14 protein-coding genes, 1 tRNA gene and 1 pseudogene are annotated in these 12,017 nt (G+C 68.2%); 6 read left to right on the top strand and 10 right to left on the bottom strand.

The features are described 5' to 3' along the window. Nucleotides 1-140: 140 nt before the first annotated feature. From bluB to AC1D1G_RS32710, 3 genes are read right to left on the bottom strand one after another with little or no spacing between them, the layout of a single operon-like run. Nucleotides 141-800: a 5,6-dimethylbenzimidazole synthase gene (gene bluB / locus AC1D1G_RS32720; protein WP_477955341.1), complete on the bottom strand. Its 660-nt coding sequence runs from the start codon at nucleotides 798-800 to the stop codon at nucleotides 141-143. Further along, nucleotides 797-1,834, bottom strand: coding sequence for a CobW family GTP-binding protein (locus AC1D1G_RS32715; protein ID WP_280781685.1), 1,038 nt, complete (start codon nucleotides 1,832-1,834; stop codon nucleotides 797-799). The genes bluB and AC1D1G_RS32715 overlap by 4 nt, the downstream gene beginning before the upstream one ends. Before the next feature lie 45 nt (nucleotides 1,835-1,879). Then, nucleotides 1,880-2,728 carry an alpha/beta fold hydrolase gene (locus AC1D1G_RS32710; RefSeq protein WP_477955338.1) on the bottom strand — a complete coding sequence of 283 codons (849 nt, stop codon included), beginning with the start codon at nucleotides 2,726-2,728 and terminating at the stop codon, nucleotides 1,880-1,882. Nucleotides 2,729-2,791: 63 nt separating this feature from the next. Here AC1D1G_RS32710 and AC1D1G_RS32705 point away from each other — a divergent pair, with 63 nt between their 5' ends. Further along, entirely contained in the window at nucleotides 2,792-3,316 is a 525-nt protein-coding gene (locus AC1D1G_RS32705; RefSeq protein ID WP_477955336.1) for a MarR family winged helix-turn-helix transcriptional regulator, read from the top strand. On the opposite strand, the gene AC1D1G_RS32700 is transcribed toward AC1D1G_RS32705, so the two are convergent. After that, nucleotides 3,256-3,741, bottom strand: a complete 486-nt coding sequence (locus AC1D1G_RS32700) for an acyltransferase (protein ID WP_477955334.1) — start codon at nucleotides 3,739-3,741, stop codon at nucleotides 3,256-3,258. The two genes, AC1D1G_RS32705 and AC1D1G_RS32700, sit on opposite strands and share 61 nt — an antisense overlap. Nucleotides 3,742-3,868: 127 nt before the next feature. On the opposite strand from AC1D1G_RS32700, the gene AC1D1G_RS32695 reads away from it, so the two are divergent. Continuing rightward, nucleotides 3,869-4,270 carry a PAS domain S-box protein gene (locus AC1D1G_RS32695; RefSeq protein ID WP_241961798.1) on the top strand — a complete coding sequence of 134 codons (402 nt, stop codon included), beginning with the start codon at nucleotides 3,869-3,871 and terminating at the stop codon, nucleotides 4,268-4,270. A gap of 280 nt (nucleotides 4,271-4,550) precedes the next feature. Here AC1D1G_RS32695 and AC1D1G_RS32690 read toward each other — a convergent pair whose 3' ends face one another. From AC1D1G_RS32690 to AC1D1G_RS32680, 3 genes are all read right to left on the bottom strand, one after another. Then, nucleotides 4,551-4,760 (bottom strand): hypothetical protein, encoded by a 210-nt coding sequence (locus AC1D1G_RS32690; RefSeq protein WP_011598322.1) that lies wholly within the window; start codon nucleotides 4,758-4,760, stop codon nucleotides 4,551-4,553. An 84-nt stretch (nucleotides 4,761-4,844) separates the two neighbouring features. Beyond that, a tRNA-Ala gene (locus tag AC1D1G_RS32685) sits at nucleotides 4,845-4,917 on the bottom strand. Between the two features lie 130 nt (nucleotides 4,918-5,047). Further along, nucleotides 5,048-6,217 carry an IS30 family transposase gene (locus tag AC1D1G_RS32680; RefSeq protein WP_477955332.1) on the bottom strand — a complete coding sequence of 390 codons (1,170 nt, stop codon included), beginning with the start codon at nucleotides 6,215-6,217 and terminating at the stop codon, nucleotides 5,048-5,050. 186 nt (nucleotides 6,218-6,403) lie between these two features. On the opposite strand from AC1D1G_RS32680, the pseudogene AC1D1G_RS32675 reads away from it, so the two are divergent. Then, nucleotides 6,404-7,704: pseudogene (locus AC1D1G_RS32675) on the top strand (ISL3 family transposase). 30 nt (nucleotides 7,705-7,734) lie between these two features. Here AC1D1G_RS32675 and arcA read toward each other — a convergent pair. Continuing rightward, complete coding sequence (arcA, locus tag AC1D1G_RS32670) at nucleotides 7,735-8,952, bottom strand: arginine deiminase (RefSeq protein ID WP_280785082.1); 1,218 nt, start codon at nucleotides 8,950-8,952, stop codon at nucleotides 7,735-7,737. Between the two features lie 107 nt (nucleotides 8,953-9,059). On the opposite strand from arcA, the gene AC1D1G_RS32665 reads away from it, so the two are divergent. Then, nucleotides 9,060-9,590, top strand: coding sequence for a nitrobindin family protein (locus AC1D1G_RS32665; protein ID WP_477955329.1), 531 nt, complete (start codon nucleotides 9,060-9,062; stop codon nucleotides 9,588-9,590). Nucleotides 9,591-9,632: 42 nt separating this feature from the next. Beyond that, a complete protein-coding gene (soxR, locus tag AC1D1G_RS32660; protein WP_477955327.1) occupies nucleotides 9,633-10,112 on the top strand; it encodes a redox-sensitive transcriptional activator SoxR in 480 nt (159 codons plus the stop codon). A gap of 3 nt (nucleotides 10,113-10,115) precedes the next feature. Here the strand turns inward: soxR and AC1D1G_RS32655 are convergent, their stop codons facing one another. Both AC1D1G_RS32655 and AC1D1G_RS32650 read right to left on the bottom strand, forming a co-directional pair. After that, nucleotides 10,116-10,610: a DUF2505 domain-containing protein gene (locus AC1D1G_RS32655; protein WP_283331507.1), complete on the bottom strand. Its 495-nt coding sequence runs from the start codon at nucleotides 10,608-10,610 to the stop codon at nucleotides 10,116-10,118. Nucleotides 10,611-10,660: 50 nt separating this feature from the next. Next, nucleotides 10,661-11,104, bottom strand: a complete 444-nt coding sequence (locus AC1D1G_RS32650) for a GNAT family N-acetyltransferase (RefSeq protein ID WP_280785085.1) — start codon at nucleotides 11,102-11,104, stop codon at nucleotides 10,661-10,663. Nucleotides 11,105-11,228: 124 nt separating this feature from the next. Here AC1D1G_RS32650 and AC1D1G_RS32645 point away from each other — a divergent pair. Further along, a partial coding sequence (locus AC1D1G_RS32645) for a wax ester/triacylglycerol synthase domain-containing protein (RefSeq protein WP_477955324.1) occupies nucleotides 11,229-12,017 on the top strand: 789 nt, incomplete at its 3' end.

The raw sequence follows: 12,017 nt of genomic DNA, 5'->3' as shown, positions 1-12,017 counted from the left end.
GGCCAGGGCGGTCGCGCACACGGCCAGGGCGGCGGGGCACGTCGCTCCCGCTCCGGCGGTGCCGGACGCCCGCGCGCCGCGTCGTCCACCGGCGGCGGAACCCGCACGGCGTCCGCCGCCGGCTCACGCCGCCGTCAGGGCTAGAACTTCTCGAGGTGGACGGCGTCGGCCAGTGGCCGGCGCCCCCGCCACCCGAAGCGCTCGAGGTCCGGCACCTGCTGGAACTCGGCAACCGTCCCCACGCACAGCCAGGCGATGGGGCGCACCGGCTCGGGGATGCCCAGCAGTTCGGTGAGATACGGCTCGTCGTAGAACGACACCCAGCCGACGCCGACGTTCTCGGCGGCCGCGGCGAGCCACAGATTCTGGATCGCGAGCACCGCGGAGAACAGACCGGTGTCGTCGACCGTGTGCCTGCCGAGGATGTGTTCGCCGCCTCGGCTCCGGTCGTAGGTGACGACGACTCCCATACTGCTCTCGCAGATCCCTTCGATCTTGATGGGATCGAACGTCTTCTTCCGGTCCTCGGGCAGCGAGTCCGCGAAACGCCGCCGGGCGCCGGCCACATGATCGGCGAACGTGGTCAGCGTCTCGGTGTCGCGCACGACGACGAAATCCCACGGCTGCGTGTTGCCGACGCTGGGGGCGCAGTGCGCCGCACCCAGGATGCGGTCGAGCACGTCGGCCGCGATCGGCTCCCCGGTGAACTCGGCCCGCACGTCGCGGCGACGACGGATCGCGTCGTACACGGACAGCGCGGGCTCGGGATTCGTTTCAGGACTACACGCAGACTCGGTCACGCGGTCACGGTATAGCGGTGCACGCCCAGCATCGCGCCGGGGTCCGCCTCGTCCCCCTCCGCCACGACACAGTCCGCGAGCCGGGTCCGCACGTGCTCGGCCTCGATGTCGGCGCCGATGAGCACCAGCTGGGTCGCCCGCTCCTCGCCGGGTTCCCAGCGCGTCGACGTGAATCTGATGTGCGGGCCGACCGTCTGCACCTCGAACTTCCGCGACTGTCCGGGCACCGCGAAGTGCACGAATCCCTTGATCCGGTAGATCCCGACCGGTCGTTTCTCGAGGAACTCCACGAGCCGACGCGGATCGATCGGCTCGTCCGAGGCGAAATCGACTGCCTCGTAGGACGAGTGCAGGTGATCGTGGTCATCGCAGTGGTCGTGCTGGTCCAGCAGGAGTTGGTCGAGGGTCAGCTGCTCCCCCGCCGCCGGTTCACGCCCGGGTTCACGGTCGAACAGCAGGGTGGGCTCGATCCTGCCGTGCGCGGTGGTCAGGACGGGCGCGCGGTCGTTGTAGTCGCGGACCATCGCCTGCACGGCGGCGCGTCGGCCGTCGTCGATGCGGTCCGTCTTGTTCAGGATCACGAGGTCGGCGAGCGTGACGTGCTTGCCGAGGTCCGGGTGCTGCGCCGCCTTGTCCTCGAACTGCTCACCGTCGACCATCACGACGAGGCCGCCGTACACGACGTGCGGGTTGGTGCTGCCGAGAACGAGCCGAATCATGTTGCGCGGCTCGGCAAGTCCGCTCGCCTCGACGATGATCACGTCGATCTGCGACGTGGGATGGGCGAGGCGGTCCAGCATCTCGTCCATGTCGCTGACGTCCACGGCGCAGCACATACAGCCGTTGCTCAGCGACACCATGGAATCGACCTGACCGGCCACCATCATCGAATCGATGTTCACGGCGCCGAAGTCGTTGACGATGACGCCGACCCGGACCCCGCGGTTGTTGCGCAGCACGTGGTTGAGCAGTGTCGTCTTTCCCGAACCGAGGAATCCGGCGACGATGACGACGGGAATCCGCTTCTTCGCCAACGCTGCGACCTCCGTGGGACCTCGACGATCTACCGGGCGCCCATCCTAGCGTCCCGCCCCCGCGGCGAGGATCGCCGCGTCGACGTCGGCTGCGGGCGTCATCGGCAGCGCATGATGTGTGGCGCCGGGAATCGTCGTGACCGTGGCCGACGGGAGCAACCGGCGGACGTTCGCCGCCACCCTCCCCGGATCGTGTGCCCGACTGCCTCCCGCAAGCACCACGGCAGTATGGGCGGTCAGCCTCCCCAGCGCCTCGGCCTTCGGGCGCGGCGGCACCACAAGCGCAGTGCGGCCGAAAGCGGCCGTCCCGAGCGCGCTCACGCCCAGCCACCGCGGGTCGACTCCGGCGCCCGCGGTCTCCCAGCCGATCAGACTCCGCTGCCGCTTCTCCGTCGGCCTGATCAGCACCGGCACCGCGTGGAGCAGGTACCTCGGGCTCATGCCCGCAAAGCAGGACGTCGGGTCGAGCAGCACCAGGCTGTCGACGCGACGGGAACCGTGCAGCGTGTAGGCGAGGGCGATCATGGCGCCATACGAATGACCGACCACCGCGGACGCGTTCACCCCGAGGTGGTCGAGCACCGCGTCCAGCCACTCGAACAGGTTCAGGGCCGTGCGCAGCGGTGCGCCGTCGTTCACACTGCGCCCCACGTCGCCCATGACGTCCACCGCGAACACCCGGTGACTGCGGGCGAGCGCCGCGACGTTCGCGATCCACACGGTCGACGTCGCCCCGCCCCCGGGGAGCAGGAGAAGCGGCGCCCCCGACTCGGGTCCGCACACGTTGACCCGGGTGCTCCCGAACCGTGTCGGGACGTCGACGGGTGTGACGTCCACCGGCCACTCGTCCAGCAGTACGTCGTACGCGGCGAAGAAGTCGTCGACTGCCGTCATCAACCCTCCTCGGTTATCTCGACAATCGAGATACTAGACAAACGAAGGAAAAGTCGCAGTAGATTGCAAAGCGTGGACCCGGACGAAGGCGCACAGACCGTGCACCGACTGCGTGCACTCGCAGTCGAACTGAACCTGCTCGGCGCCGAATTCGCGCAACTACACGGACTGCACACCACCGATCTCCGTGCCCTGATCTGCATCCTCGACGCCGACCGCACGGGACTCGCCGCCACACCCGGATGGCTCGGAAGTCAGCTCGGCATCAACTCCGCCTCGGTCACCGCCCTGCTCGATCGCACGGAGAAGGCAGGCCTGATCCGGCGCGACCGGGACGCCGACGACCGCCGCAGGTCGTTGCTCGCGGTCACACCCCGCGCCGTCGACCTCGGTCAGACGTTCTTCGGGCCGCTCATCGACCGGACGGCCTCCGTCCTCGACGACTTCGACACCGCCGAAAGGGCCACCATTTCACGGTTTCTCGACGGCGTGAACCGTGCGGTCACCGTCGAACGCCAGGCCGGCGCTCAGCGCACGGACGGCGCGGCGTCGAGGTCGCGGACACGACGCGCGGGCGACCCCGCGTAGAGCCCGTTCGGCTCGCAGTCGCGGGTGACCACCGTGCCCGCCCCGATGACACATCCGTCCCCCACCGTCACTCCGGGAAGAATGATCGCGCCYGCGCCGATCCAGCACCCGTCGCCGACCACGATCGGACGGTCGACCACCCGCCCGCCCCGGCCGTCGCTCGGTCCGATCTCGTGAGTACTCGTGATGAACTGCGCGCGGTGCCCGACAGCGACCTGCCTGCCGAGCGTGATGGGCGCAGTGCCGTCGAACAGCACTCCGCGGTTGACGAACGTCCCCAGCCCCATCGTGACGTCTTTGCTGCCGAAATAGCAGCCGCAACAGATGCCGGCTCCCCACACTTTCGCGCCCGCCGCCATCAGCAGGAGAACGCGAAGCCACACGGGGACGAACGCGGAGGCCTGGACGATGGTGACGAACCGCATCCCGTCACCCTATCGCCACGGAGCAGGTTCGATACCGGAAGTTGCTCGCCGTTAACTGCGATACCGCCCGAAGATCCGAGGCGCGGCGTACTATGTGGGCGCCATCGAAGATTCCCGAGGGGGGACAGTGAGACAACTGGATAGCGACGGATTCGCTGCACTGATGGAGTCCATCCCCCACGCGATCAGCGTTCACGACCGGGATCGAAACCTCGTGTTCAGCAACCCCGCCTGCGCGGCCCTGATCGGCTACGACACCGACGAATTCGCAGACCTCGAACACGAGCAACTGTTCCACCCCGACGACGCCGAACTGTGGGGCACCATGCTCGCCCGGGTCCTGGGTACGGAAAGCACCAGCGCGACAGCACATCTGCGCATCCGCCACCGGGAAGGCCACTGGATCTGGGTGCGCGTCGCGGCGTCCACGTTCACCGCAGGCGCCGAGAGGTTGGTCGCCCTCGTGCTCCAGGACGAATCCGACACGATCTGGGGCAACCCCACGGCCGCGAGGCAACCGATCCGATAACCGCCCGCTCACCGCCCGTCGCCGGACGCCGTGCCACTACACGGCGGAGTCCGGACGGTCGCGCCGCAGCGCCGGCAGAAATGGGTGCGGTGCCCACCGTTGTTCGACGTCGCGCACCCACACACCTCCCACCCCACCAGGCACGTGTTGGCGGCCAGCGTGTGCCCGTTCGGACAGCGCCCCGGCGCGGTTTCGGTTCTGACGGCCACACGCCCAACCTACCTCGCGGTCGAACATATGTGCGAGTTCGACCGGGAACCGCCGTCGCTGCGGTGGGCGGTCACATGTAGTTGCCGGGCGAACCGTCCTCCTGCCCGTCCTCCCGCTCCACCAGGAACCAGCTCCCGGGGGCGTAGATCAACTCCCGGGCGGCACGGACGATGACGAGCGCCCCGGACTCGTGGATGCTGTAGCTGTCGTCGTCGCCGAAGTCGGTGACGGCGAACTCCGCCAATTGGTCGAATGATCGATGCGTCACAGTGAATGTCATGACGCCAGTGTCCCACCGGGACAAGGGGATGAATGAGGAAAGCCTCCCACCCGCACTGTCTGCGGATGAGAGGCTTCTCTCGAGTGGAGCTAAGGGGACTCGAACCCCTGACCCCCACACTGCCAGTGTGGTGCGCTACCAGCTGCGCCATAGCCCCGTATTCGGTTGTTCTCCGCACTCGGAATGACTTCCTCCGTGCTCGAAGAAAGTTACACCATTGCCGCCCGGGCCAACAAATCGCCTGGTCAGAGGCGCTTCGCGCCCGTGCGCCTTTCTGGTTGGCGGATTCATGCGGCCGTCGCAACAACGAGTTTCCCGAGACGCTCGGCTGGACTGTCCCAGTCGAGCGTCATACGGGGACGACGATTGAGTTTATCGGCCACCACGTCGAGGTAGACCTCGTCGAACCCGTCCAACGCGATCCCCTTGGGGAAGTACTGGCGCAGCAAGCCGTTTGTGTTCTCGTTCGTCCCGCGCTGCCACGGCGAACGCGGATCACAGAAATACACCGGCACCCCCGTCTCGACAGTGAACCGGGCGTGCTGACTCATCTCCGCACCCTGATCCCAGGTGATCGACTTGGCAAGGTGCTGGGGAAGCTCGGTGATCTTGCGGGTCATCGCCGACCGCACCTGCTCGGCGGAATGCCCATCCGGCAGGTGCAACAGCATCACGAACCGGGTCGACCGCTCCACCAACGTCCCGATCGCCGACTTGTTGTTCGCCCCGATGATCAGATCGCCCTCCCAGTGCCCGGGCACCGCCCGGTCCTCGACCTCGGCGGGACGCTCGGAAATCATCACCATGTCCGGGAACTTCCCCCGCCGCTCACCGACCGTGCTTCGGTGTTTACGCAGGTAGCGGCCGGTCCGCAGATGGGCGGTCAGCTCCCGCGTCAACGCTCCCCGGGACTGGACGAACAACGCCTGATAGATCGATTCGTGTGACACCCACATCTCCGGCCGGCTCGGATACTCCCGCCTGAGCTTGTGCGAGATCTGCTGCGGTGACAAGTCCTCACCCAGCCACCCCTGCACCTGCTCCCGCAACTCGGCGTGGGCGGCGAGCTTGGCGGTCTTGGGGCGCCGGGCGCGGGCCTCGGCGTCCCGTTGGGCCCGTGAGGCCAGATACTTCCCGCGATAGGACAACGCCCGCCGCAGTTCCCGGCTGATCGTGGACGGGCTGCGGCCCAGTGCGTGGGCGATCGCCCGGATCGTCCACCCGTCCCGGCGGAATTCGTCGATCTGCTCCCGCTCGGACAGCGACAGATACCGCCCCGACGGGGGAACAGGTCGGCGGGGACGCACTCCACCGACCTGCACCAGCCACCGCCGCATCTGGGTCAGCGAGACCTGCACCTCACACGCCGCGCTGACCGTGTCCTGCCCCGCCCGCAAACACTCCCAGAACTGCTCCCGCACTCGCCGCTCGATCGGCGGCCGCCCCTTGAACACCATCCACAACACCCTTCCTTACCAGGGATGTTGCGTCGACCGACTGAATACGCCGTTGTTCCAGCTACCAAAAAGGGGCTCTACTGCTGTGAGCGTGGGTGAATACCGGTCCTGCTGAGGGCGCACGCCGTTCTCCCAGTAGCGTTCTGGCTTGTCTAGGGTCAGTCGGCTACATGTGTGGAGAACGGCGTGCGCGAAGCCAGGATATGGCGTCAGGTGTTGGGTGTCGAAAAGACGGTGATCGAGCACGTCGTTTTCGACGAATCGGCCGCGGCGGTGATCGTCGCGGTCCGTCCGCAGGCGCGGGCGATGTCACGGTGCGGGGTGTGCGGKCGGCGCAGCCCCGGATACGACGGCGGTGCCGGGCGGCGACGGTGGCGCGGCCCGGATTGCGGCCTGGTCCGTACCTTCATCGAGGCCGAGGCACCGCGGGTGGCCTGCCGCGAGCATGGGGTCACGGTGGCCGCGGTGCCCTGGGCACGGCACCGCGCCGGCCACACCTACTCGTTCGACCAGACGGTGGCGTGGCTGGCCACGCACACCTCGAAGGCTGCGACGTGCGAGTTAATGCGCACCGCGTGGCGCACGGTCGGGGCGATCGTGGACCGGGTGTGGGCCGACACCGAACCCGCCCGGGATCCGCTGGCCGGGCTGCGGCGGATCGGGATCGACGAGATCTCCTACAAGAAGGGCCACAAGTATCTGACGGTCGTCGTCGACCACGACTCCGGCCGGCTGGTGTGGGCGGCCCCCGGCCGGGACGCGGCCACCCTGTCCGGGTTCTTCGACCTGCTCGGGGCCGATCGGTGCGCGCGGATCACCCACGTCACCTCGGACGCGGCCGGGTGGATCGGGTCGGTGGTGACCCGGTACTGCCCGGATGCGGTCCGGTGCGCGGACCCGTTCCACGTGGTCGCCTGGGCCACCGAAGCGCTGGACACGGTGCGGCGGGCGGCGTGGAATCGGGCGCGGGCCACCGAAACCGCTTCCCGTGGGGGCGGTTGGAAACCGCGGCGTCGCCCAAAGGCCGGGCCAGCTCGAACGGTGAAACGCAGCCGGTGGGCGTTGCTGAAGAACCCGGACACGCTCAATGCGCAGCAGCGGGCGACGCTGCGGTGGATCGAACTGCACGATCCCGTGCTGCACCGTGGTTACCTGCTCAAGGAGAGTTTGCGGTTGATCTTCCAGCTCCCGGCCGAGCAGGCCGCCACCGAACTCGATCGATGGATCGACTGGGCGAGGCGGTGCCGCATCCCGGCGTTTGTCGCGCTGCAGAAAAGCATCCTCGTCCACAAACCCGCCATCCTCGCCGCCATCGAACACGGGYTGTCGAACGGGCGGATCGAATCGGTCAACACCAAGATCCGCCTCATCACCCGACGTGGATTCGGGTTCCACACCCCGAGGCAGTCATCGCACTGGCAATGCTCAGCCTCGGGGGCGCTCGACCACAATTACCCGGCCGGACCAACCCACGAATGAGTCAGTAGAGCCCAAAAAGGCGCACGGGCGCGCAGCGCCTACAGCGGGTCACGGGCCACCGGACAGGACATGCAGCGGGGCCCGCCGCGGCCGGAGCCGAGTTCGGAACCGGCGATCCGCAGTACCTCGATGCCCGACGCCTCGAGCCGGGCGTTGGTCTCGACGTTCCGTTCGTACGCGACGACGACGCCGGGTGCGAGTGCGAGCGTGTTGTTTCCGTCGTCCCACTGTTCGCGTTCGGCGGTGACGTTGTCGAGCCCGGTGTCGATGACGCGCAGCTTGCCGATGCCCATGGCCTCGGCGGCGGCGGTCAGGAACGGATCGGCTCCGCGGATCGACACACCCTTGTCCTCGCGGTGAATGGTGAACGCCGACAGCGTGTCCTGGATGATCGGGTACATCACGACAGCGTCGTGATCGACCATCGTGCACACGGTGTCGAGGTGCATCGACGCCCGGGCCTGCGCGATGGGCACCACCAGCACGGTGTGCGCCAATTCGTCCTCGAAGACGCTGCGCGCCAACGCCTCGGCGCCTGCCGGTGTGGTGCGCTCCCCCACCCCGACGGCGACGACTCCCGGTGCGAGGAGCAGGACGTCGCCGCCTTCGACGGGAGCCGTGTGGGATTCGTAGGCGCGCCGGGCGCCGCGGAAACGCGGGTGGTGGGCGTAGATGATGTCGGTGAGGGACGTTTCGCGGACGCGGGCGGGCAGGGCGAGGGACGTGATCGCCACGCGGGGTCCGATCCAGAACGACGAGTCCCGGGTGAACAGCAGGTTGGGCAACGGGTCGATGACGAAGTCGCCGCCGTGGTGCATGCGCCGGACCAGCGACGCCGTGTTGGCCGCGACGGGAAGTTCGTCGAAGGTCATCCCCGCGGTGAGGATGGTGGACAGGTCGGGGGCCGGGACACCGCGGAGGTGCGCGGCCAGTTCCTGCGCCAGGGTGTGCCCGAGTTTGCGTGGGTCGACGGCCGCGCCGATGCCCTGTATGCGGGCGGCGCCGCTGGCGCCGAGCGTCTCGGTGAGCAGGTCGGACAGCAGCAGGACCTCGACGCCGCGGCTGCGCAGGAGGTCCGCGAACGCGTCGTGTTCTTCCTGCGCGCGGTCGACCCAGGGCAGCCCGTCGAAGAGCAGTTGGTCGTTGTTGCGGGGCGTGAGCCGCTTCAGTTCGTCTCCGGGACGGTGCAGGAGGACGGCACGCAGCTGCCCGACTTCGGAGTTGGCCCCCAGCGGTGCAGAACCGGACGCGTTCATGTCTAGACGGTAATGCCGGCGGGCCCGGCAGGCACGCTCAAACACTCCGCCGCTGACCGTGTCCCTCGGCGCCGCAGGCGAGTACCGTGAAACGGCGGAGGTATCTCATGGACGAGAACGCGACTCTCTCGCCGGCGCACTCGGATGCGGCGGCGAGTTCGTCTGCGAACACGCCCCCACTTCCGTCCGTGCCCTCCGCCCTGGCGCCGTTCGCCGGTCTGTGGCGCGGCGAGGGCGAGGGCGCGTACCCGACGATCGACAACTTCGCATACACCGAGGAGATCGAATTCGCCCCCACCGGTAAACCGTTCCTGGCGTACCGGTCTCGGACGAAGGAGGTGGGCAGCGGTCGGCCGTTGCACTCGGAGTCCGGGTTCCTGCGGCTCGTCGCCGAGGACGAGGCGGAACTGCTCGTGGCCCAGCCGACCGGATTCACCGAGATCCACCGCGGTCAGGTCCGGGAGGGGACCATCGAGTTGTCGATGGTGGTGCTGAGCGCGTCCCCGGACGCGAAACCGGTGCACAGCATCCGGCGACAGTTGTCGGTGCGCGGCGGCGACCTCACGTACGACCTGTGGATGGCGCACGACCTGACTCCGCTCACGCATCACCTGCACGGACATCTCCGCCGCGACTGACCTCGAGTATTGTTCAGGTAACCGTGTGAAAGGTTGCCTGTCGTGGAGATGCCCGAGTGGAGAGCCAAGGAACTGACGCCGGGGCAGCTGTCGGAGCGCAGTGGCGTGGCGGTGTCGGCGTTGCACTTCTACGAGCGCGAGGGGCTGATCTCCAGCAGGCGGACGTCCGGCAATCAGCGTCGATATCGCAGGGACACGCTGCGGCGGGTCGCGTTCATCCGCATCGCCCAGCGGGTCGGGATTCCGCTGGCCGAGATCCGGGACGCCCTTGCGACCCTTCCCGAGGGCAGGACGCCGAACCGGAAGGATTGGGAGAAGCTCTCGACGCGGTGGCATGCGGATCTGGATCAGCGGATCGAGCAGCTGATCCGGCTCCGCGACAACCTGACCGGCTGCATCGGCTGCGGGTGCCTCTCGCTCGGGAGCTGCGCGATCGTCAACAGCCACGACCGGCTGGGCACGGCGGGGCCGGGGGCCCGCACGCTGGACGTCGAACTCGACGGCCCGGCGTCCGGGGTGTGAGCGTCAGCTGTCGCCGAGCCACTTCTCGATCGCGTCGCGGTCCTGCCCGACCATGTCGCCGACCAGCTTCCTGACGAGGGACTCGATCTGTCCGCCGACGAGCGGGATCTTGACCTGAACCGATCCGGCGACGTCCAGGACGGTGACGTCGCCCGACGCGCGGAGCACCGACGTGCACTCGATCTTCACCGGGATCCCGGTGGAGCTGCCACTGATCCGGCCGTCGGCGTGGTCGCCGTCGAGGGCACCCCATTCGTCGGCGCGCTCGACCTTCAGTTCGCCCGAGACGACTTTGCGGACCAGCCCGGGGAGGGAGGACGCGCCGATGCTGTCGCGCATCGTCGCCGTCAGGGTGCCGGGGCCGCGGCTGTCGTCGAGGGTGAGTTTCTCCGGCGCCTCGTCGAACCGGTGCTGCCAGAACGCCCGATCCGTCACGGTCGCGTGCACCCGGTCGATGGGGTACGCGATCTGTTCGGAGTAGTCGAAGCTTTTCGCCATGACGGCAGCCTACGACAACTCGGTGAGTGGTGACGGAGTCCAGAGACTCGTCAGCCACGCACGGGCGCGGAGCGCCTCATCGGCAGGTGGTCGATGCCGGCTTCGAGGTAGTTCTCGCCGGTTCTGCGAAAACCGTAACGGCCGTACCAGTTTTCGAGGTAGGCCTGGGCGGAGATCTCGACGGGGCCCGGGAATGCCTCGAACACGGCTTCGAGCAGCTGACCCGCGAGTCCACGCCCGCGGGCGTGGGTAGCGGTGGCGACGCGTCCGAGGTGCAGTGTCGGTTCGTCGGCCAGCACACGCAGTGTCGCGAGAACCTCGCCGTCCTCCTCCGCCCAGAACTGGGTGGTGGTCGGTTCGAGGTCGCGTCCGTCGAGTTCGGGTTCCGACACGATGCCCTGCTCGAAGACGAACACGTCGGTCCGCAGGACCATGATCCGGTAGAGGGTGGCCGGGTCGATCCTGTCGAGCGTCGCGTGGTGGAGAGTCGGCACGTCCTCACCTTAGACAGAAAGTCCGGTGCGCAATCCGCCAGAACCAGGGACGCGATCTGCGGGGCGGGTCCACACTGGAAAAGCAGCAGCTGAGGGCAACTCGAGCAACCGAATGAGGGTGGGCATGGCCGACGGCGAACCTCTGATACCGCCGAGTGCCGTCGACGTGGATTTCTCCGACGTCGCCTGGGGAGCGGACCGCACGATGTCCGACTTCGAGACCGGGATGTGGCGGATGGAGGAGGTGCAGCCGAAGCTGCGCTCACCGATCGTCGCGGTCGACGTCCTCGACAAACCGCCGGACTGGGACCGGCTGGTGCGCGCCCACGAATGGGCGTCGCACATGGTGCCGCGGATCCGGATGCGGGTGGTGGAGCCGACGCTGCGGCTGGGCAATCCGATGTGGTCGGTCGACCCCGAGTTCGACCTCGACTATCACCTGTCGCGGGTGCGACTGCCGGAGCCGGCGACGTTCGACCACGCGCTCCGGATGTGCAGGCACATGGCGACCGAGCCGTTCGACCGCGCCCGGCCGCCGTGGAGCGCGATGCTCATCGAGGGACTCGACGACGGCCGCGCCGTCTACGTGGTGAAGACGCACCACAGCATCACGGACGGGCTCGGCGGCATCCAGTTGATGACGCTGCTGCACAGCAGGCGCCCCGAACCGTCGCCGGACAAACCGGATCGGCCCGCGCCGTTGCCGGAGCAGATGTCGGGCGGCGGCGCCCTGTTCGAGCAGGCACTCGACACCGTGCGCAGCGCCCCCGGCCGTCTCGGCGGCCTGATCCGCGGAGCGGTGCGGACGGCGATGACCGTCGTCGGCGACCCGGTGGGCAGTGTCACGGAGGTCGCCGGGTACGCGAACTCGATCCGGAGGGTGGTGACCCCTCCCCCGACCACAGGTTCGGAC

This window comes from Rhodococcus sp. P3_B8 (assembly GCF_056402775.1).
This window is presented reverse-complemented; position numbering and strand designations above follow the sequence as displayed.